This is a genomic window from Pantoea sp. JZ29, from assembly GCF_035190385.1.
GTDB classification, from domain to species: domain Bacteria; phylum Pseudomonadota; class Gammaproteobacteria; order Enterobacterales; family Enterobacteriaceae; genus Pantoea; species Pantoea stewartii.
This window is the reverse complement of the sequence record NZ_CP045241.1, coordinates 1,553,833-1,575,069: the sequence shown is the minus strand read 5'-3', so window position 1 is coordinate 1,575,069 and position 21,237 is coordinate 1,553,833. Positions and strand designations below refer to the sequence as shown.

Annotated in this window: 18 protein-coding genes; all 18 read right to left on the bottom strand. The window is 46.2% G+C overall.

Translation table 11 applies throughout. The features are described from left to right. Positions 1-7: 7 nt before the first annotated feature. A complete protein-coding gene (locus GC090_RS07365) occupies positions 8-1,555 on the bottom strand; it encodes a rhamnan synthesis F family protein (RefSeq protein ID WP_324021235.1) in 1,548 nt (515 codons plus the stop codon). Then, positions 1,552-2,859: a glycosyltransferase WbsX family protein gene (locus GC090_RS07360; RefSeq protein ID WP_324021233.1), complete on the bottom strand. Its 1,308-nt coding sequence runs from the start codon at positions 2,857-2,859 to the stop codon at positions 1,552-1,554. The genes GC090_RS07365 and GC090_RS07360 overlap by 4 nt, the downstream gene beginning before the upstream one ends. Further along, the gene (locus GC090_RS07355; RefSeq protein WP_324021232.1) at positions 2,856-3,893 is read right to left on the bottom strand and encodes a class I SAM-dependent methyltransferase; all 1,038 of its coding nucleotides are present in this window, start codon (positions 3,891-3,893) and stop codon (positions 2,856-2,858) included. The genes GC090_RS07360 and GC090_RS07355 overlap by 4 nt, the downstream gene beginning before the upstream one ends. Further along, entirely contained in the window at positions 3,890-5,215 is a 1,326-nt protein-coding gene (locus GC090_RS07350) for an ABC transporter ATP-binding protein (RefSeq protein ID WP_262959266.1), read from the bottom strand. Before GC090_RS07350 ends, GC090_RS07355 begins: the two co-directional genes overlap by 4 nt. After that, positions 5,205-6,002 (bottom strand): ABC transporter permease, encoded by a 798-nt coding sequence (locus GC090_RS07345; protein WP_324021230.1) that lies wholly within the window; start codon positions 6,000-6,002, stop codon positions 5,205-5,207. The genes GC090_RS07350 and GC090_RS07345 overlap by 11 nt, the downstream gene beginning before the upstream one ends. 5 nt (positions 6,003-6,007) lie before the next feature. Continuing rightward, positions 6,008-6,550, bottom strand: a complete 543-nt coding sequence (rfbC, locus tag GC090_RS07340) for a dTDP-4-dehydrorhamnose 3,5-epimerase (protein ID WP_262959268.1) — start codon at positions 6,548-6,550, stop codon at positions 6,008-6,010. Beyond that, entirely contained in the window at positions 6,550-7,431 is an 882-nt protein-coding gene (gene rfbA, locus GC090_RS07335) for a glucose-1-phosphate thymidylyltransferase RfbA (RefSeq protein ID WP_262959269.1), read from the bottom strand. Before rfbA ends, rfbC begins: the two co-directional genes overlap by 1 nt. Before the next feature lie 37 nt (positions 7,432-7,468). Then, on the bottom strand, positions 7,469-8,356 hold the full coding sequence (rfbD, locus tag GC090_RS07330) for a dTDP-4-dehydrorhamnose reductase (RefSeq protein WP_262959270.1): 888 nt from the start codon (positions 8,354-8,356) through the stop codon (positions 7,469-7,471). Continuing rightward, positions 8,356-9,435, bottom strand: a complete 1,080-nt coding sequence (gene rfbB / locus GC090_RS07325) for a dTDP-glucose 4,6-dehydratase (RefSeq protein ID WP_324021227.1) — start codon at positions 9,433-9,435, stop codon at positions 8,356-8,358. The genes rfbD and rfbB overlap by 1 nt, the downstream gene beginning before the upstream one ends. A 434-nt stretch (positions 9,436-9,869) precedes the next feature. Then, on the bottom strand, positions 9,870-10,883 hold the full coding sequence (gene galE, locus GC090_RS07320; protein WP_262959272.1) for a UDP-glucose 4-epimerase GalE: 1,014 nt from the start codon (positions 10,881-10,883) through the stop codon (positions 9,870-9,872). Between the two features lie 49 nt (positions 10,884-10,932). Further along, the gene (gene galF, locus GC090_RS07315) at positions 10,933-11,829 is read right to left on the bottom strand and encodes a UTP--glucose-1-phosphate uridylyltransferase GalF (RefSeq protein ID WP_324021224.1); all 897 of its coding nucleotides are present in this window, start codon (positions 11,827-11,829) and stop codon (positions 10,933-10,935) included. Positions 11,830-12,097: 268 nt separating this feature from the next. Next, a complete protein-coding gene (locus GC090_RS07310; protein WP_033740483.1) occupies positions 12,098-13,438 on the bottom strand; it encodes a lipopolysaccharide biosynthesis protein in 1,341 nt (446 codons plus the stop codon). Continuing rightward, complete coding sequence (locus GC090_RS07305) at positions 13,435-14,658, bottom strand: glycosyltransferase (protein WP_006119862.1); 1,224 nt, start codon at positions 14,656-14,658, stop codon at positions 13,435-13,437. Before GC090_RS07305 ends, GC090_RS07310 begins: the two co-directional genes overlap by 4 nt. 4 nt (positions 14,659-14,662) lie before the next feature. Further along, on the bottom strand, positions 14,663-15,925 hold the full coding sequence (gene wcaK / locus GC090_RS07300) for a colanic acid biosynthesis pyruvyl transferase WcaK (RefSeq protein ID WP_324021221.1): 1,263 nt from the start codon (positions 15,923-15,925) through the stop codon (positions 14,663-14,665). A gap of 150 nt (positions 15,926-16,075) precedes the next feature. Beyond that, positions 16,076-18,286, bottom strand: coding sequence for a phage tailspike protein (locus tag GC090_RS07295; RefSeq protein ID WP_033740488.1), 2,211 nt, complete (start codon positions 18,284-18,286; stop codon positions 16,076-16,078). A gap of 88 nt (positions 18,287-18,374) precedes the next feature. Further along, the gene (locus GC090_RS07290; RefSeq protein WP_324021218.1) at positions 18,375-19,409 is read right to left on the bottom strand and encodes a glycosyltransferase; all 1,035 of its coding nucleotides are present in this window, start codon (positions 19,407-19,409) and stop codon (positions 18,375-18,377) included. 46 nt (positions 19,410-19,455) lie between these two features. After that, positions 19,456-20,208, bottom strand: a complete 753-nt coding sequence (locus GC090_RS07285; protein WP_324021217.1) for a glycosyltransferase family 2 protein — start codon at positions 20,206-20,208, stop codon at positions 19,456-19,458. 81 nt (positions 20,209-20,289) lie between these two features. After that, positions 20,290-21,207, bottom strand: a complete 918-nt coding sequence (locus tag GC090_RS07280) for a glycosyltransferase family 2 protein (RefSeq protein ID WP_205952057.1) — start codon at positions 21,205-21,207, stop codon at positions 20,290-20,292. Positions 21,208-21,237: the final 30 nt, after the last annotated feature.

Below are 21,237 nucleotides of genomic sequence, written 5' to 3'. Positions count from 1 at the left end.
TCGCTCTTCACTTAAGAACAATTACTTCGTTATTTTTTACCATGGAATGGTCAACCTCAAAAAATTCATTTATGTCTATGGCTTTATAGCCTTTACTCATTGTTGACAAACACGTTAGTCTTTCAAATACATGAGCAAAAGTCCCATCCTGCTGGTTGAGTTCTTCTTCAAAATCCTTCTCACAAATGAGCTCTACAAGAGGGTAAAGGGCATCTGGTTTAAACCAGAACATTGTGCCGCCAACAAAGAACAGATTAATTTTGTCATTATCTATCCCTAAGCGTTTAGCATAAGTATAAACACGCTCTTTATTCGCCCCCCAATAATTCTCACTGGAGAGGTAATCTTTGAATGGTGCGGCAATACCTACCTGCCCTTCATTAAAAGAAGAATATAATTTATCAATATTAGCAGCAGATGAAAGAAGACCAGAGTAAATATTTTTTCTCCATATATCTCCTAACGTGCTATATTTACTCTTTTTAGTATGTAACTTTAAAACCATTGTGTATTTTTTAAAGTCATACGACTGCATTACTTTAACAAACGGATAAACATCACGTCCTTTATTTTCCGTAACAGCAATAAATAGCGAAGATGCGCTTGCTATGAATAAATCTATAATACCAGGAATGTAAGATTCTTCGGGAACAGTAATAAAAACATCAATGTTTTTAGGAATTTTTTCAATATATTCGCGGATTTCTGAAGAAATATCAGGGTAGAATATATGTATGATTACCGCTATATTTGCATGGATATCAGAAATATGTGAGTACTCAAAAAAGTTATCTCCAGCTTTAATATTCTTCCCAAACTCCAACTTACGTTGACTATAAGCAGATGTTGTTCTAAGCAGATGAGCGCGAACTATATCTGCTTTATCTAATCTATTAACATCAAAATATGATATATTATTTCTTAGCACATCAATTTTGACGATACCTATCTTAGAAAATAATTCCTCAACATTTTTATGGCAAGGATTGTCCTTATGTTCAAATGAAATAACGCTCCCTACTTTTAAGCCTTCATGTAAAGCTGTAGATGTCAATCCCATTTCATAATCGAAAATGATCTTCATTTTGCGTTTATAGGTAAAGATACTACGCCAGAATTTAAAAAACCATTTAGACAATATAGCTTTCTTATTAAAAACCAGAAAATAACTTTGCAAGTGGTATCTAAACTGGTTAGTTGATGTGAGACTAAAAATATCTTTACCCTCACTTTCAAGAAGAATATTTTCTAAGTTAAAGGATTCGTTAACATAAAAACTATCATTCAAAACTAATAATCTATCATATAAATACAGATCGGTTATACTATTAATTCCAGTTTTATAACTCAAAAAATCGTAGCCTACGTTTTCACGCGTAATAACTTCTAAATCACCTAACGCATGAAGCGCAGACTGGCTGTTCGGATCTATTCCAGAGGTTGTAACAACCACAATTTTATCGCATACCAGAAATAACTTTTTGAATAAGATTAATAAATAATCATCAATCACATTATTTATATCGTAGTGAGCAATAACAGCAACTGTTTTCATCTGAATCTTCTTACCAGTTTATAAATTGGAAGGATGAATTTATAAACCCCAGGATGGTTTACTCTAATGTAATCACGGAGTCTCACGTTTTGATAGCTATGCGAGTTATTACTCAAAGTGACACTTTCAGGTGAGTAATAAGATAACCGAATAGCTTCATTTATCATGCGAATTTCTTCTTCTGAAGAGTTTTTTACTAAAAAGGCTAAAAGGTCTTCATTAACAATCACACTCTTGATATCGATTTTTTTTTCGTTGATCGCAGACAAAGTAGCCTCAAGATATGCGCGACCATTTTTTAAGTCAGGTTCAAGATGTGCGCCTTCTGCCCATTCGTTCCATGCATTTATAAATACAAATTCCTGACCATTTGGTAAATATTTTTTCGTATAATCAACCAAATATGACAACCAAAATTGATATAGCTTAGCTGAGGCATTGACAAATATATGCCCTGTATGCTGACGTCTTGCTGTGTTATCCCATGAAGGAATAATACCTCGATAGCATTGATAATCTGGCACGGTTCGCCGAATAGCCTGACTCAATACTTTTCTGTAATCAACAATACCGCCTGAAAACTCCGGATTAGTTATTTCCTCAGTCCTATCTGGGCGATTTTCTGGCCCAATAAATTTGTGAGGTGGAAACTCAACGGCAGCATCGAAGCCATAATCGGCTGGATTTTCTATTCCATAGAATTGTACAGCGCATAAGTGTAAATCAGGGAAACCCGCCTCCTTAGCTATCTCACGCCATCTCTTCGTTAGTGATATCGAATCCACTAACAGATCAGCGCGATATACAAGGAGCATTGGTTTACCATCTACTTTTATGTATCTCTCATCCTTAAAGACGCTGATCAATTCGTTTATAAAATCAATATCGTCTTTTCCTCCATGATTTTGCTCAAGAAGGACTTCTTTGTCTAAACCATCCCATGTTTTAGTCCAGTTTTCATTAGCCCAGCAGTAACAAAATGGAAAATCAATGTCGCTTTCGACATAGTTATTTAATGGCTTCTCTAATATACGTCTTCCATCTTTGAACCTGTAGTAGTAAAAACAAAAACCATGTATCCCGTGCTCACGAGCTAAGTCGGCCTGCTCTCGCATGTTTTCGACATCATTAAGATCATAAAACCCGAGATCCGCAGGAACATGAGGCTGATAATGGCCTTTAAAATTGGGTTTTGCTCTGGCAACATTTGTCCATTCAGTAAACCCTTTTCCCCACCACTCGTCATTTTCTTTAACACGATGAAACTGAGGAAGATAAAAAGCAAGAGGCTTAATTTTATTCATTTATGAGTTCCAAAAAATGACTTTATTTTATTAATCAAACGATATGAAAATGAATTTCTGATACTATCGACTTCACGGTTAGCAATGTTCAATTCATCTTTAAGAGAAGCGATCTTAGCATTTAATTCCGATTTTTCATTTTCGAATGATAAACTCGAATTCTTTAGATCTTCGATTTCTTTTAAATAGTTATAGTTTTTTCCCAATAAATCAGGATATAAAGATTCAGGAGAACTGTATATGTTAGACCAAAAATTTTCCGACTGGTCTGGAGCCTGACTTTGCATTGTGACGTTATCCAGGGAGATAACTTGTTGTGTCGTACCAGCCATGATACGGCGACCTAACTGGTTAGATTCAGCTGGTTTCTTAGTAATAATACAAATTGAATTATAAAATGTGACACTATGGATTTCCGAAATAAGATCTTCATCAATGTTCACACCATAAAACTTTTCAAACTCACTAAGAAATTTTTTCCGACTTTTAGATGGCGTTCCCCAATGTTCGAAATTAATGCAATCCGCTAACTTCTTTAAGAAAGCTAAGGACGACATTGGATCATAAAGGCCGCCACCAAAATCTTTCCAATAGCTACAATGTAAATCTTCAATGATCATAAAACGATTATGATTCAATAACGGGAAATAGTTAAGAAAGGATAGGATGATATCTTTACTGGTGTGGGAGCCATCATCAATAATCAAATCCAAACCCAATGGAAAACGGTCTTTTATCAATGATACCGTATCAGGAAGATTAGCATCCTGAACGAGTACGTTGATTTTACTATTTTCATAAGTGAGTTCAGCACATTTTGGGTTAATATCACATCCAACTATAGCATTTAAGTTAGTAAAATATTTATCCCAAATCTCCAGCGAGCCGCCATTTTGAATTCCAATCTCAAAAACGCTCTTAATTTCGTTTTTAACTGGCATGAGAATATTATCATAAACACCGATATAGAGTTCCCACTTATCAGAACGTTTGTTATCGTGTTCTTGATATAATTTAGAAAGAGAATTACTCATTTGGCTTCCATTTTTATTTTACTAAACTTAACTCCGACCAGTCCCCAACGTACCTGGCTGTTGAAAACTTTAATAAAAAGCGCATCATGCAAATGATGATGCTGAATATTATTAACAAGGTCACCATTAGCAACTGAGCACATTAAAGCATAATCACCATTTGGCAACATCGGCAATACAAACTCAAAGGTGGCTGAAAATTTTTGACCTGCATGATAAGTTGGCGGGGCTGAACCTGTAATCACAAGTGTATTTTCGCCAAAAAGATACTGTCCAAGCTTATCTTTGACTAAGAAACCTAAAATAGGAGCATCCAGTGAGCTATGGGCTAGTGCATTTATAGTTACTCTTACTGTCTCACCTCCGCGCATTATATCATCATCATGCGACAGATTTTTTAGTGTTACGCCAGTAATCTCAGCATGTCCTGTTTTCCAGCCGTTTGACTCAGACAAGTTATCTATTACTTTAACATCAGCCTTGTAATCAATTATCGACGGAGTCGTATCTGTCAACTCCTCTTTTTTAGCTTTATCACCGACATCTTCTAAAATAGCACTTTCACCGTAGATTTGCTCAAGGGTAAATTTCAAATATTCTTCTGCAATATCTTTAGACAACCCGTAATTAAGTGTATTGCCTTTATTTAACCATAATGCTTTTTCACACAAGTTTTGTACAGAATACATATCATGACTAACAAAAAGCAAAGTGCCATTCTTTTGAAAATCGCGAATAAACCGCATACATTTTTGTGTAAAGACAGCATCACCTACAGCTAAAGCTTCGTCTATAACTAAAATATCGGCGTCAACATGAGCAATAACAGCAAAAGCAAGCCTTACGTACATGCCGCTTGAGTATGTTTTTACTGGTTGTTCAATGAAGTCACCAATATCTGCAAATCTCACGATGCTGTTAAATTTTTTGTCAATTTCATCACGGGTTAAACCGTACACAGAAGCATTTAGATAGATGTTTTCTCTACCGGTAAATTCTGGATTGAAACCTGAACCTAATTCAAGTAAAGCAGCGATCTTACCTTGTACTTTAATTTTACCTGACGTTGGTTGAAGCGTTCCGCATATCATCTGTAATAGTGTAGATTTACCTGAACCATTTCTACCGACTATTGCAACCGTTTCACCTGGTTTAATTTTTAAAGAAACTTTATTTACAGCCCAGAACTCATCGTAATATTTCTTATTCTTTAATCCAACCTTTGGAAAAATAAACTGTTTTAGCCTGTCAATAGGTTTTTTGTATACGAAAAAACACTTACTTACATTATCGATTTCTATAGCAAATTGTTTAGAGGACATCAGCAAATCCTTTCCTCAATTTATTGAAAATACGATATGAAATAAAAGTAAAAATCAGGCTTACCACAGTGTAAATCGCTATTCCGAGGAAGTCAGGCAACTCACCAAAAATAAACACTTTCCTGAATTGCTCGATAATGAATGTCAGAGGATTTAATTCTATAACCCCCCTGAATTCTGCAGGTAAAGAATTTAAAGAGAAAAAAACAGGAGAAAGAAATAAAAGTAGCGACGTCAATACGCCCATGAATTGACTTATATCTCGAATGTATACACCAAGTGCAGACACTAACCAACCAGTGCCGACTGCCAGTATAAATAGCGGTAAAACTACGACAGGAGTTAATATCATTGTCCAGTGCAGTGCATCACCTAAAATTATGTTTATTAAAAATAGTACAACTGTACTAATAAACATATTAAATAAAGCTGCGAAGCATGTTATTAACGTCAATATTTCGAGAGGGAAAACCACTTTTTTGACATAATTAGAGTTCCCAACAATATTTCCTGAGGATAAATTCAACACTTCACAATAAAATGCATGGATAATCATCCCTGCGAAAAGAATGATTGCAAACTGAGATTTTGACTCTTCAGCAGTACCCGGCCATTTAGCTTTGAATACGACCGAAAATACAAATGTATAAACAATGAGCATTAGTAGTGGATTGATAAAGGACCACAACATACCTAATGCAGAACCCCTGTAACGACTGGTGATTTCTCGCTTCGTCATCTGATAAATCAACTGTCGATGCGCAGTAAAAAGATGTTTATTAAGCATTTTCATTACTCAAAATATATTGCATCATCAAAGCCAGCTGCCAAGGCATCTTTTGAAGATAATTTAGGCTCAGATGTTATAGGCCACGCTATTCCAAGCTTTTTATCATTCCATAACAAAGAATGTTCAGCATTGGGATTATAGTAATCTGTGCATTTATAGACAAACTCGGCACTTTCAGAAGTTACATAAAATCCATGAGCAAAGCCCTCTGGTACCCAGAGCTGAAGTTTGTTTTCAGCTGAGAGTAAAACCCCCACCCACTGGCCAAACGTTTCGGAAGATTTACGCAAGTCTACAGCAACATCAAAAACCTCCCCAGAAACGACACGTACTAATTTACCTTGCGTATTTTCGGTTTGATAGTGTAATCCTCTCAAAATACCTTTCGCAGATTTTGAATGGTTGTCCTGTACAAAATTTCTTTTACAAACTAAGTCTTCGAATTTTTTTTGTTGCCAGGTTTCCATAAAAAAGCCACGCTCATCACCAAATACTGATGGCTCAATAATTTTCACATCCGGAATCTTCGTATCAATTATTTTCATTATAATTTTCCGTTATACAAAGCCATTAAATACTTACCATAATCATTTTTTAATAATGGTTGAGCCAGTTTTTTGAGCTGTTCAGCGTTAATAAAACCCATGCGATAGGAAATTTCTTCGGGACAAGCTACCTTCAATCCTTGCCGCGTTTCTATGGTTTGAATAAAGTTATTGGCTTCATTCAGACTCTGATGAGTTCCTGTATCCAGCCACGCATGCCCGCGCCCCATTATGGAAACCGAGAGTTCACCTTTCTCAAGATAGAGATTATTGATATCGGTAATTTCAAGTTCACCACGTGGTGAGGGTTTAAGGTTTTTCGCCATTTCTACTACGCTGTTATCATAAAAATAAAGACCTGTAACGGCGTAATTACTTCTTGGTTCAGCGGGTTTTTCAACCAGCGAAATCGCTTTACCAGCCTGGTCAAACTCAACTACACCGTAGCGTTCGGGATCATTAACATGATAGGCAAAGACAGTTGCACCTTTTTCTTTGTTTGAGGCATCTTCAAGCTGTTTGTGAAGATCATGTCCATAGAAGATGTTGTCGCCGAGAATCAGGGCGCAATTATCATCACCGATAAAATCTTCGCCTAAAATGAAAGCTTGAGCGAGTCCATCCGGACTTTCCTGCACTACATACTGAAGCCTGAGTCCCCACTGTGAACCATCCCCCAGCAGACTTTCAAATCGAGGCGTATCTTGAGGCGTACTAATGATCAAAATATCGCGAATACCAGCCAACATTAACGTACTGAGCGGGTAATAAATCATAGGTTTATCATAAATTGGCAGCAACTGCTTACTCACAGCCATGGTTACTGGATACAGGCGGGTACCTGAACCACCGGCCAAAATAATACCTTTTTTATTTTTCACAACGTTTTCCTTTCGAATTGGTCAAGCTATGTAGGGCTCAACTGTATAGTTCATCCAGCATACGGATAACACCCTGCTGCCATTCCGGTAGCGTAATACCAAAGGCCACTCTGACTTTTTCTGTATTAAGACGTGAATTGTGGGGGCGTTTGGCTGGCGTCGGAAATGCAGCGGTTTCGACTTTGTTCACCGATGAGACCGTAAGCGGTAAACCTTTGTTACGAACATGATTTATAATAAATTCAGCGTAGGCATGCCAGGTCGTTACGCCGGAGGCTATCAAGTGATATATTCCTGATTTTTCAGGGTTCTCCAGCGTCGCTTTGATAGCATGTACGGTACAATCTGCAATAAGCTCTGCGCCTGTTGGAGCACCAAACTGGTCATCAATCACTGACAGCGTTTCACGTTCCTCTGCCAGACGAATCATAGTTTTTGCGAAGTTATTTCCTTTCGCCGCGTAGACCCAGCTGGTACGAAAAATCAGATATTTTGCTGCATGTGCGATAATGGCCTCTTCGCCCAGACGCTTTGTTTCACCATACGCATTAAGCGGAGATGGTGTATCCTCTTCGCGCCATGGACGCTCTCCGCTACCATCAAATACATAATCCGTTGAATAATGTACGAGTAACGCATTCACCTCACGCGATGCTCGTGCAATGGCTTCAACGCTCACTGCGTTAATCAGGGTAGCATTTTCTCTGTCACTTTCTGCTTTATCTACTGCCGTATAGGCTGCTGCATTAACGATGACATTGGGTTGAAGGTCGCGGATCGTTATGGCAATACCGTCAGGATTTGTGAGGTCACCGCAGTAATTTAAAGAATGCCGATCCAGCGAAATTAATTCACCCAAAGGTGCAAGCGCACGCTGAAGTTCCCAACCGACCTGACCATTTTTACCTAAGAGCAGAATTTTCATTAGCTACGCTTCTCGTAGTTTTGTTCAATCCAGTTCTGATAAGCCCCACTTTTGACGCGTTCAACCCACTCATGATTGTCCAGATACCATTGAACGGTCTTACGCAACCCCGTTTCAAAACTTTCTTGCGGCTTCCAGCCTAACTCGTGCTCGATTTTTGAAGCGTCAATTGCATAGCGGCGATCATGGCCAGGACGATCTGCTACGTAAGTAATCTGCTGCTTATAAGAAACCTCTTTAGGGCGCAACTCATCCAGCAGTTCGCACACTTTATTGACCACTTCAAGGTTTTGTTTCTCATTATGACCACCAATATTATAGGTGGTACCGATTTTCGCTTGCGTTGCAACGAGATAAAGTGCTCGTGCATGGTCTTCCACATAAAGCCAGTCGCGAATTTGATCGCCTTTGCCATAAATTGGCAACGGCTTTCCTTCCAAAGCGTTGCTAATAATTAATGGGATCAATTTTTCCGGAAAGTGGTATGGACCATAGTTATTTGAACAATTAGTAACCACTACAGGCAAACCATAAGTGCGCCCCCAGGCGCGCACCAGATGGTCGCTAGCTGCTTTTGTAGAGGAATAAGGGCTGCTGGGCGCATACGGTGTACTTTCTGTAAATAACGGCAGTTCACCCGACATCTCATCCGGATGTGGTAAATCACCATACACTTCATCAGTAGAAATGTGGTGAAAACGAAATGCATTTTTACGTTCTTCAGTAAGACTCATCCAGTACTGACGGCTTGCTTCAAGTAAAGAATAGGTACCTACAACATTAGTCTGGACAAAATCTGCCGGTCCGGTTATGGAACGATCAACATGACTTTCTGCCGCCAGATGCATCACTACATCCGGCTGGTGTTCAGAAAATACTTTAGCAAGAGCGACTCCATCACAAATGTCAACATGGCAAAATCTGTAGCGTGGATCATCACTGACCATTTTTAGAGATTCGAGATTGCCTGCATATGTGAGTTTATCAACATTGATCACCTCATCGGACGAGACCTGGATGATGTGACGAACAACAGCCGACCCGATAAAACCTGCACCACCAGTAATTAAAATCTTCATGACGTTGTGCTATTCCTGACATTGTGGCCGAGCCATACCCGAGCCGCTTTGAAATTGTTACGATGTCCCAGTAATGTAAAAACGCTACCGCCCTTGGGTTGCAGCTCCCAATGTGCTGATACTAAAACCGACTTGTACCATAGTACGTATTCCCAAATGAGGAGCACTATACTTTCGAAAAAATATGATTTTTTAATATTAATTAAAAAGAGTGAATTATTTCAGAACAAGAATTTTACCACTGCGGTCTTATGAACACGAACAAAATGGCCCATGCCATTTAGTGATGGTTCAATTATTAACCAATTGTGCTAAAAGAGCATGGAAAACAGTTGGGCATAACCTGATTTGAGAAATCAGGTAGCGATGATAGAAGATTTAGGACATGTCAATAGGGTAACAAGCGGACACAAAGTCCGCCTGAAATAGAAGCGTTAAGCAAACCCTTCCGGGTTCTTCGACTGCCAGTTCCACGTATCGCGCATCATCGCGTCAATCCCCCGTGTCACACGCCAGTCCAGTTCACGGTTCGCCAGCGACGCATCCGCCCAAAACGCCGGCAGATCGCCATCGCGACGTGGTTTGATTTCATACGGAATCGGTTTGCCCGAGGCTTTTTCGAAGGCTTTGATCATCTCCAGTACGGAGAAGCCTTTGCCACCACCCAGGTTGTAGGCTTTATAACCTTCAATTTTGTCCAGATGATCCAGCGCTTTAAGGTGGCCTTCCGCCAGGTCAACGACATGAATGTAGTCACGCAGGCAGGTGCCGTCTGGCGTATCATAGTCACCGCCAAACACACCGAGCTTATCCAGACGACCGATAGCGACCTGGGCAATGTAGGGCAGCAGGTTGTTTGGAATGCCTGACGGATCTTCACCGATCTCACCCGATTCATGCGCGCCAACCGGATTGAAGTAGCGAAGCGCAATGGTTTTGAACTTCGGCTCGGCTTTGGCAAAATCACGGATAATGAATTCGACCATCAGCTTGGAGGTGCCGTACGGGCTGGTCGTCCCCCCAATTGGGGTAGTTTCAACGTAAGGTACCGGCGCGTTAGCGCCGTAAACGGTGGCAGAGGAACTGAAAATGAAGTTCCAGACGCCAGCGTTACGCATTTCTTCCAGCAGAACAACGGTACCGGCAACGTTATTTTCGTAATATTCCAGCGGCATACGCGTGGATTCACCCACCGCTTTAAGTGCGGCGAAGTGAATCACGGCAGAAATACGGTGAGAGGCAAACAGGTCGCGCAGGCAGGCGCGGTCAAGGACATCACCTTCAATAAAGGTGGCTTTCTTGCCGGCGAGTTTCTCAACACGGTTAATCGCCTCACGCGAGGCATTGCACAGATTATCCAGGACGACGACGTCGTCACCGCGCTCCAGCAGCGCCAGTACGGTATGAGAGCCGATGTAACCCGCGCCGCCTGTAACCAAAATTGCCATCTCAACTTCTCCCTTTCTGCCGCGTTAACCGCGGCGAATTATACAGTGATTACTTCGCCAGAATATGCTTGATCGCTTCGCGGAAATCACGGCCCTGCGCATTGTTTCGTAAACCGTACGAGACAAATGCCTGCATGTAACCCAACTTGCGTCCACAGTCAAAGCTGTGCCCGGTCATCAGGGACACATCGACCGTTTTTTTCTTGCTCAGGCTGGCAATCGCATCCGTTAACTGAATACGTCCCCATGCGCCCGGTTCGGTACGTTCCAGTTCTGGCCAGATATCGGCAGAGAGGACGTAGCGCCCTACCGCCGCCAGGTCTGAGTTTAACTCAGCCGGATGCTCTGGTTTCTCAACGAAGTGACTGATGGTGCTGACGTCGCCCGGGTTTTCCAGCGGTTGTTCCGTCGTGATCACCGAGTATTCTGACAGGTCATAATCGGTCAGATGCTTCGCCAGAACCTGGCTGTGACCGGTCTCTTCAAAACGCGCCACCATGGCCGCCAGATTATAACGTAAATGGTCAGCGGTAGAATCGTCCAGCAGGACATCAGGCAGAACGACAACAAACGGGTTATCGCCGATCATCGGACGGGCACAGAGGATGGAGTGCCCCAGGCCCAGTGGCTGCGCCTGACGTACGTTCATGATGGTCACGCCTGGCGGACAAATTGACTGTACTTCACTCAACAGTTGGCGCTTCACGCGCGCTTCAAGCAACGCTTCAAGTTCGTACGTTGTATCGAAGTGGTTTTCCACCGCATTTTTGGACGCATGGGTGACCAGCACAATCTCTTTAATACCTGCAGCTACGCACTCGTCAACGATGTATTGAATCATTGGCTTGTCCACAACAGGCAGCATCTCTTTCGGAATGGCTTTGGTCGCCGGAAGCATATGCATGCCGAGACCCGCAACCGGGATTACTGCTTTAAGCTTGGTCATATTTATTCCATCTAATGAAGTGAAGACATGCGTCAATTATGCCGGATGGACCGGAAAAGGAAGTATAATCTTTATCTGAAAAGCCCACACTAACTCGCTGTGAAATCTTACAAATTCGGGATTTTCCCTGGGTTTTCGCCGTTTGGAAATAAAGCGCAATCTCACAGACAAGCGAGTGTCTGGCGGTCCGAATGCAACGTCCTTTGCCCTTTTTAAGGCCAGCCATAAAACGACACGGGCGACCCGAAGTCGCCCGTGATAATGACACTTACAGCCACTGTTCAAACCATTCCGGCATCACGAAAAGGTTGAAGTGATTGACCAGCAGCATCAGTCCCGCAAACAGTACGGAGACCGACACCCACTGTCGGGCATAGGGTATAAAACGAATGCCAATGACCGGTTTAATAAAGAACGGATGCGCCAGGGCGGAAATTAACACCTGCGAAATCGACAGCGTCAGCGCGACATAGAGGACGTTCGGCCAGATAAAGGTCGTGGCCAGTACCGCCACCACCACCAGACTCGCGACGATGTTCCAGTAGAACTCCACGTTGGTGCGACCGTTAGCCTGGGAAATAGCACCAGTCAGACCGCCCATCGGGCGCAGCATGCCAAACAGCAGCATCAACGGAATGAGATGGTAAACCTGCTCATGTGAGGCACCATACAGCACGCGAACAATGACGGGTGACAAAATACCAATAGCCAGATACATCGCGCTGCTGAACAACATAATCACCAGCGTGCCCTTGAGGAACAGTTTCTTCAACTGCTCTGGATCGTGCTGCTTTTCGGCAAAGCGCGGCAGCGCCAGGCGGTTAATCACGGGCGACACCAGCTTGAGCGGTTGCAGCACCAGCTCTTTCGCCAGTGAGTAAACACCGAGCATGTCAGCGCCCATCACTTTACCCACCACCAGCGCATCAGCCTGAGTGCGTAACTGGTTAATCGTCTGCGAACCGAGCTGGTAAATTCCGTAGCGCACCGCGTTAAAAAAGGTCTGTTTGTCGAACTCCAGCGTAGGCCGCCAGGACTTCTCTCCAAGCGCAATCATGCACAAAATACGGGTGAACGCATTGATAAACAGGCCCAGAATCGCTGCCGCGACGGTGAGCGACGTAAACTCCAGCATGGCGACAACACACAGAAAGGCGAACAGCTTCGTGCCCATCTCAATTTTCGCCAGCGAAACCATGCGTTTGGTTTTGATATAGTGCGCCTGATACTGAGACAGATGACCGAGCACCAGGAAGTTGAGACTGGTCAGCATAATCAGTCCGGTTAACGCCGGCAGGTGATAGAACCAGGCAACCGGGAAAGCAATGCCCAGCATAACCAGGCCGGTACAGAAACTAATGCCGACGTTAACCCAATAGATCGTGCTCTGCTCGCGGCGCGTGATGTCCTGGCGGTGTACCAGATAGCTGCTCATTCCCATGTCCTGCAGGACGCCCGCCACCGCCAGAATGGCGTTGATAATGGCCAGCAGCCCCAGTTCATGGGTTTCGAGTTTACGGGCGAGAAAACTCAGTTGCGCGACCTGCAGTACGGCTGAAAAACAGGTACTGCCAAACAACCAAATCGCCTGTGACTTTATTCCACTCAAACCATTCGCTCCAGAATCTGTGCCAGCTCGCGGTAGGCGATATGCTGATTAAACTCGGTTTCCACTTTCTGTCTGGCGGCCGCAACAACGGGGGCAACGTCTACCTCGCCCTGGGACAGTTTCAGTAAGGTGTCGGCCAGCGCGTCAGCGTCATCTTCTTTGACCAGCCAGCCGGAAACGTTGTTTTCGATAAGTTCAGGAATACCGCTGTGGAAGGTGGAGACCACCGGCAGCCCAACCGCCATCGCCTCCATCAGCGCGACAGGAATACCTTCCATGTCGCCATCGGCGGCGGTTTTCGACGGCAGCAGGAAGATATCGGCATCACTCAGCGCCTTACGAATCTCCTCCTGCGGTTTAAAACCTGGCATGGTGACGCAATCCTGCATCGCTTCGTTCGCAATGAAGTCACGCATCATCTTGTCCTGATCGCCGTTACCAATAATCGTGTACTGGAACTGACCGCCGCGCTGCTTAAGCATGGCGCTGGCTTTGACCGCGACATCCAGGCCTTTCTTCTCAGTCAGGCGGGCGACAGACACGATACGCAGCGGCGTGTGAAAACCGTCGCGCGGCTGGAAGTTGAATTTCTCTGGCTCGATGCCCATACGGGTCACGTGAATCTTTTCGGGCGGGCAGCCCATTTCGATCAACTTGTTTTGCCACAGATGGCTGATCGGTAGCATCAGCTCGCTCTGCTGAAACAGGTTGCGGTAATCCTGCTTGTGCTCGTCAAGAATGTGACGACGCGAAATATCCGCGCCGTGGAAAACGGTGGCCTGTTTGCCCTTCAGAATACCCAGTTCGCGGAGTTTATTTGCCAGCGCACCGGCATAGCCGAAGTGCACCAGGAACACATCCGCTTCATAGGTCTGACGCGCATTGGCGACAATGGCGGGAAGCAGCAGTTTGCTTGACTGTGCGCCATAGCGGCGCACGTTAAGCGAACGTAATAAGGATGCCCGGGTGATTTTAGGCAAAACCAGTTTCAGGCGTTGTCCCAGCTTGTCCGTCAGCGACACTTTTTCTTCTGGCAGCAGGTAGTGCGTTTTTGCTGCCAGGCCGTACTCATCAAACGCGCCATGCCGGTTGACCAGATCCCCCGGAAATACCGAGATAATCTCAACGTCATAGCCCGCATCAATAAAATGAGTGACCTGGTTCAGAACAAATGTTTCAGAGGCAACCGGGAAACGCATCGTGAAAAAAGTCAGTTTCATCACATCATCCTATTACGTTTAGAATCTCTTCAGTGATTCGGTTACCCACTTCCCTTTCGTGCGCCACGGCAGCAGCAACGTTTTGCTTGATCGCGTCGTAGTCGGCCAGGACGCTCTGCACCTTATCGATCAGGGAACCGTCCATCAGGCTCTGCACATCGGTCGCCATCTGCGGCAGGCCTAACTGATTCATGACGCCCATGGATTTGTGCTCATAGTTAATCGCTACGGCAGGCGTGCCGAAGTTCATCGAGATAATGGCAGAGTGCAGACGGGTACCAATGGTGAGATGACACTCGCTGAGCAGCACACCCAGTTCCAGGTCATTAAACTCGTCCATCACGACGTGATAATGCTCAGACTGTTGTACGTGGTCACGCAGGGTCAGCGCGACCATGCGGTCATCTTTGGCGTAGCTGTCGATACCGGTGCAGGTAGACAGGGCGACGACCTGATAACCGCTCGCGATCATCGCGTTAATCACCCGGCCAAATGCGGCTTCATAGTCTTGCTGCGTGACGCCCAAACGCTTATCAAAGGGGGCCAGTTCGCGTACCGTGATGGCAATGGTTTTACGCGAGCGGATCACGCTCTGCCAGTGTTGCAGGCTGTGGCTGGGATTTTCCACTTCACGGGCACGAACCAGAAACGCGGTATCCACACCGGCCACCACTTTCGAGCTGGTAACGCCATCCCGCTTCATCAGATCCAGACTGACCGATTCACGCAGAATAAGCTTGTCCACCCGATCAAACACAAAATTTGCCAGTTGGTTGGTGCGCGCATTCTGGAACGGACCGACCGAGTGACCAATCAGGTAAATAGGTTTTTTAGCTAACAGAGCACAAAGCGCATGGTCAAACTGCGTTACGCCATAGAGATCGACAAAAAATGAGCCGCCTACCTGGATGATGGCATCATAATCCTTCAGACTTTCCGTAAAGGTTTTAAGGTGCGGCGGCACGGAAAATGACTTGTAAGGACCGCCCTTACCCAGGTGTGCCATCATGATGTTGGGCATCAGGCGGTTCGCTACCTTACGTTTGACTGAGCCTATCAGGCCCTTCCCCGAGGAGTTGTTATGCAGGAACAGCTTGTCCTGCTGAATATGTTGCTGAAGCAGATAACCGGAGCTGGTTGGATAACGGCTAATCACATCAATATCGACATCGTTGCGCGCGGCCTGAATTGAATCAATCAGTCCACGCAGAATCGCGCCATCCCCACGATTCCCACAGGTATGGTTACCCACCAATAAAATTTTCATAAAAACTCCGAATTAAATTTTTTCTAATTCTGACAACCGCCCAGTTCCGAAACGGGCAAAATGAACACTGATAAAAAACAGCAATAACGTGCACGCCAACAGCCCAGATCCTGTTGGCCCTGGCTGCCGCTAAGGGCAGCCCTCTCTCAATTACGCTTTAATGGCAAAATAGGGCAAGGCAACGGTTTTACCGTTAATGACCACCGACACGAAACCTTCTGGTTTACGGGTATCCACGTTGTCAGCCGACAGCGCGCGGGAAGCCAGCAGGAGATCGCCTTGCTCATTTGCGCCCACGCCCGCTTTGCCGTTGTGCAGACTAAAGCGCTGCGGTGCAGCATGGCTGCCACTGTCGGGCGTAGCTTTAGCCATTTTGGCATCGACGCGCGCGCAGCGGCCGGTCACAAAACGGTCCTTCGCGGTGCTTTTGATCATGATGGCAGCAGAAGGCGTCCAGCCTGCCAGCCTGATAAAGACCTGTGTATCGGTGTCGGTTTTCGCCACGTAACGCACGTCCAGCACCGGGCTGCTGCCTTCCGCTGACCAGCTGGCTTCAGCATGATCTTTCTTACGCTGTACATGAATCACCGCGCGACCACCGGTGTTTCTGCCGTCGATCAGATTCATCAGCGGTTCGCTGTCCGTGCCGTTGTTAAACTGCGACTGGCCGAAGACCTCGATTTCCCACGAGTCACCGACAGTAGGAGAATAAAGGTTAGCCAGTTCGTACCACACGGGCTGACTGGTGTTGTTTTCCAGCAACCAGCGCGAAGTGAGATAGTTGTATTTCAGGCTGCCATCAATCGCGACGCCGTAGGATTCAACGCGGGTCGATCCCATCTCCCAGGCGCTTAACCAGCGATCGCCCTGCTCTGAGTTATCAATCCAGCTCCCCGACTGCAGGTTGGTCTGGCGCGTATTCAGGCGCGAGTGCCAGGCGATAAGCGGGTTTTTGCAATCTTCCAGGCTGAGCGCATCAATAATCCACTGACCATTGGAGATATCGCCGGGATTGTCGCAGTGTTCAATCCAGCCGTTATGAATCAGCGACTGACTGCAGCGCGGCAGATTCAGGACCTTGCCACCTTTACAGTGCTGCGCATTGAAGTTGGAAAGCTCAATCGCCGTGCTGTGATCCCAGTTGCCCTTCTTCTGTCCTGACCAGCCGGCCTGAATGACATCACCGGTACAGGCCGAGGCGTACCACTGGTCAATTTTACAGTCCAGCGTATCCAGCAGGCTCAGCGCGGTGCCACCAACGTTGTTGAAACGCAGACAGGCCCCCCGGAAGAATTGCCCTCCCGGACAGGTATTGCGGAACAGGCCCTGCCTGTTCGGCTTCGTATCGGTATTGCCATTGAAAATCAGGTTGGAGATTTCCACCCAGCGGGCGCTGACCTCAAACACAAACGGGGATTGACCATCAGAAACGATGGTGGTCGCCGGGAAGTAGCCGAAGTTGACCATGGCCCCGGAGATACGGAAAAAGCGACGCTGTTCTTCGCCAAAGTCACAGCCTGTCACGAAGAAGGTGCCTGCCGGGAACTGGACACAGATAGGCTGATCGCTCTGTTGCGACCACTGATACATGGCTTTAATGGCGGGCGCGCTGTCGGTTTTGCCGTCGGCGATCGCGCCGAAGTCAAACAGCGACAGCCGGTTATAGTCATCCACCACGCGGCGCCAGTGAAAGCCGTCGCCGCTGAAAATCACGCCCTGATCGTCCTGAGCGGGTTGAAAACTGCCAACAAACTCGCCCCCGCCTACTTCCAGGCCGGGATGCCAGCTCTTCAGCTTAATCTTTGCCCCTTCAAACAGCGGCCGCGTTTTACGCAGATCATCGACAGAAGGAATTTCCCCGATGAGCTGATAACCGGCAGGCTGCGCCAGACGCTGACTAAAAGCGGCCTGACCCGGCTGACTGACATCCGGAATGTTGAATACGGTCTGTCCGTTGCTGTCCTCCAGCGCCATGGCGTGCGACGGATTAGCGATAAGCGCCGCATTGTCTTTGACGAACTGATCAAAATTGCCTTTGTTCAGCGTAATCGGCTGGGTGATTTGCGCCAGATTGCCGTTGGCATCGCGCAAAAAGACCGGAATCTGGTTACCGGGCTGGCGGGCATCGCTGCCTGCTTTGCCAATCCACAGCTTCCCCTGAAAATTTTGCCAAAACTGCGGTGGCATGGCGTACACATTTTCAGGGGTAAGAATGGGAACATCCCCTTTCGGGATCGCCGTTGCATCAACCGATTTCAGCGCCAGACCCGTATTTTTGGCGGCGTAGCTGGAAAACGTGCTCACGGAAAGCGCACCGACAAGGGCGGAGGCTGCGGTTTGCAAGACTTCTCTTCTTTTCATGCAGTAAATCCCGTCGTCATGAAGGCTGTAAACTCAGCCATAAAAGGTGTCCCATGAGGCACAGCAAAAATGAGCATCTCCAGCCCGTTTACACCAGCGCCAGCCAGCTTTGTTTAATCTGTTTGCCGTCAAATTTCAGCGCAGTGTGTTGGGTTTTTTCGCTCATGGCGAAGAACAAGGCATCATCGCTCGCCAGTTGCTCCATCCGCGCCAGAAATTCGCTTTTCTTGTTCATTGGCACCAGGAAGCCGTCTTCACCGTGATTGATGATCTCCTGAGGACCCGTCGGGCAGTCATACGCCACCACCGGCAACGACCACGATTTGGCTTCCAGCAAAACCAGCGGTAAACCTTCATAACGCGAGGTCATCAGCGCCATATCGCTGTCGCGATAGTAGTCGTTTATGTTGCTGACTTTGCCGACGAACTTCACGCTGGAGGTGATGCCCAGCACGGCAGCCTGATCGTGCAGCTGCTGGCGCAGCTCGCCGTCACCGGCAATGACCAGGGTCCAGTCTGGATGGGCTTTGGCAAAGTCGCGCCAGATATCCAGTAGCAGGTCAAAACCCTTTTGATTGTCCAGACGGCCGACTGCCAGCGCCTGGCGATGACGCGAGGTGCGTTGCCAGGCTTTGTATACGACCGGGTTGGGGATGGTCTGGCTGGGAATGTGCCAGCGCTGAAAGACCTGATGATCTTTATCCGTCAACACAATCACGCGGTCGTAGTAGCGCAGAAGCAGAAATTTGAGGAATTTAATGGGCTTGCTAAAGGAGTTGATGGCCACGTGCTCACAGGCATAGGCTTTGAAACGTTTCTTTTTAAACGTCATCAGATTCCAGAACGCAAACATCACGCTCAGGCGGCCCATGCTGATCAAAAACACGGTATCAAAGCCTTCCCGCTGGATACGTGCCACCGCACTTTTAATCGGGTTACTTTCCCCTTCAAAGCTGACGATGCGCTTAACCTTTTCAAACGGGTAAAACGGCTGACCGTGCCCTTCCAGCGAGTAAATGGTGACGTCGTGCTCATCACCGAGGCATTCCGACATAAAGTTACAGATATTCTCGGTGCCGGCATACGAGTAAGCGTCTTTGATCACCAGGACGATTTTTTTCATGAAACGTTATCCACCTCAAAGTTTACAGACAATCCTGCCGATCGGCTTAACGGTGTTTCAGGCTAAAAAGCACACCGTTCACCATATACCAGGCGTAATAGTAATAGATTTTTAACGGATTGTTTTTATAGATAATTCTTAATAGTTCGAGGTGCCATTTCGCGGCTTTATTTTTATTACGCGACAGAGAATCGCCCAGCTCATAATAATTCACCAGAATTGTCTGAATTATCCTGGCCTGTTTATAACGACTAAACAGTTCGTAGAGGAAAAGGAAGTCTTCATGACCTTTGCGCTGGAAAAAAATACCGCCTGGTGGACGGCGAAAGCACACGGAAGAGAAGCAGACACGGTACTGTTTTTTTACGAAGTTGTCCTGCTGTAAATACGGCTTCGAGTAGCGGATATCGTGGTCAGCTTTGCGGGTTTTATAATGATATTCGGTAATAACCAGATTATCCCCATCGACTATCGCCTGCATCTGCTGACGCAGTTTATCACTGTGCCATTCATCATCGCTGTCCAGAAAAGCAATGATCTCTTCTTTGGCCGCGCGCAAGCCGACATTGCGGGTTTCGGCTGCGCCCATGTTCACGGCATTGTCCAGAATCGTAATACGCGGATCCTGGCACTGTTCTGTTACCCAGGCGAGGGAGTCATCGGTGGATTTATCGTTGATCAGATAGAGGTGCCAGTCCTGATAGGTTTGATTTAACACGGACTGCACGGCGCGTAATACCGTCTGGCGGGCATTATACATAGGCATCACGATGCCAACGGTACCAGAGTGATTAGTCATTTTCATACCTGAATAAATAAAAAGACGGAGCGACCGGGAGAGGCTTCCGGCAGCACAGAAACGTCACAACATTTAAGAGAATCAGGAAAGTGCCTTTTCACCGCCAAAACGCGCTTTCAGCTTGTCTTTCAGGCGGTTGAGGAAGTAGGTGCGATTGTCTTTATTAGTGAGCAAGAAATAGCGGGCAAAACTCACGCTCGCCATCAGGGCGTTGCCGTCCATTTTGTAGCGCAGCGGCAGCTTAAAGGCTTTATAGGTGTGAATATCACGCGCGGTAAGGTGCGGCTTCATGGTATCCAGCCAGAACAGGGAGTATTTGACCGATTCCCCTTTGTGCTTTGAACCGAACGAGGTCACCAGATGATAATTAGCCAGCGGCGCGTCAATCATCTCGAACCGGTAACCCATCCGATCGGCACGGATACAGAAGTCATAATCCTGATGGCGAATAAAGCGCGCATCGAACTGAATTTTGGCGGCATCTTCACGCTTCAGCACAATCGTGCTGGTTTGAATGAAGCCATAACAACCGAACAGATATTCCGCCACCGTTTCATTTTCAGCAGGCGGCTGCATTGGCATGACTTTCAGGAACGCGCCGTCCTGATAGATATTCACCTGACTGAAGATAATGGTCTTGTCTTTGCCCTGCGCCTCAAGTTCGGCAATTTTTTTTGTGACCTGCAGCAGCTTATCGGCGTGCCATTCATCGTCGGCATCCAGGAAGCTGACATAGTCGCCCGTGGCCAGTTCAATGCCTTTGTTACGCGCACCTGCGCCATTCAGCTTGACCTCTGACAACACCAGGTTGATGTCCAGGTCCTGGTAACGCTCGCTGCGAACCACCTCGGCGAGCGCGGCGGCATCCGCCGATTTGTCATCAACGATGATGACCTCGAAATGACGATACGTCTGTGCTTTAACGCAATCCAGCGTCGTGACAATCGATTCTGACGCGTTATAAGCCGGAATTACGATGGAGAAACGAATGTCCTTCATTGCCAGCACCTCATTAAAATAGTTCAAAAA

Coding starts and splice junctions, on each gene's coding strand:
- GC090_RS07365 (WP_324021235.1), bottom strand. CDS start 1,555: ATGAAAACAGTTGCTGTTATTGCTCACTACGATATAAATAATGTGATT.
- GC090_RS07360 (WP_324021233.1), bottom strand. CDS start 2,859: ATGAATAAAATTAAGCCTCTTGCTTTTTATCTTCCTCAGTTTCATCGT.
- GC090_RS07355 (WP_324021232.1), bottom strand. CDS start 3,893: ATGAGTAATTCTCTTTCTAAATTATATCAAGAACACGATAACAAACGT.
- GC090_RS07350 (WP_262959266.1), bottom strand. CDS start 5,215: ATGTCCTCTAAACAATTTGCTATAGAAATCGATAATGTAAGTAAGTGT.
- GC090_RS07345 (WP_324021230.1), bottom strand. CDS start 6,002: ATGCTTAATAAACATCTTTTTACTGCGCATCGACAGTTGATTTATCAG.
- rfbC (WP_262959268.1), bottom strand. CDS start 6,550: ATGAAAATAATTGATACGAAGATTCCGGATGTGAAAATTATTGAGCCA.
- rfbD (WP_262959270.1), bottom strand. CDS start 8,356: ATGAAAATTCTGCTCTTAGGTAAAAATGGTCAGGTCGGTTGGGAACTT.
- rfbB (WP_324021227.1), bottom strand. CDS start 9,435: ATGAAGATTTTAATTACTGGTGGTGCAGGTTTTATCGGGTCGGCTGTT.
- galE (WP_262959272.1), bottom strand. CDS start 10,883: ATGGCAATTTTGGTTACAGGCGGCGCGGGTTACATCGGCTCTCATACC.
- galF (WP_324021224.1), bottom strand. CDS start 11,829: ATGACCAAGCTTAAAGCAGTAATCCCGGTTGCGGGTCTCGGCATGCAT.
- GC090_RS07305 (WP_006119862.1), bottom strand. CDS start 14,658: ATGAAACTGACTTTTTTCACGATGCGTTTCCCGGTTGCCTCTGAAACA.
- wcaK (WP_324021221.1), bottom strand. CDS start 15,925: ATGAAAATTTTATTGGTGGGTAACCATACCTGTGGGAATCGTGGGGAT.
- GC090_RS07295 (WP_033740488.1), bottom strand. CDS start 18,286: ATGAAAAGAAGAGAAGTCTTGCAAACCGCAGCCTCCGCCCTTGTCGGT.
- GC090_RS07290 (WP_324021218.1), bottom strand. CDS start 19,409: ATGAAAAAAATCGTCCTGGTGATCAAAGACGCTTACTCGTATGCCGGC.
- GC090_RS07285 (WP_324021217.1), bottom strand. CDS start 20,208: ATGACTAATCACTCTGGTACCGTTGGCATCGTGATGCCTATGTATAAT.
- GC090_RS07280 (WP_205952057.1), bottom strand. CDS start 21,207: ATGAAGGACATTCGTTTCTCCATCGTAATTCCGGCTTATAACGCGTCA.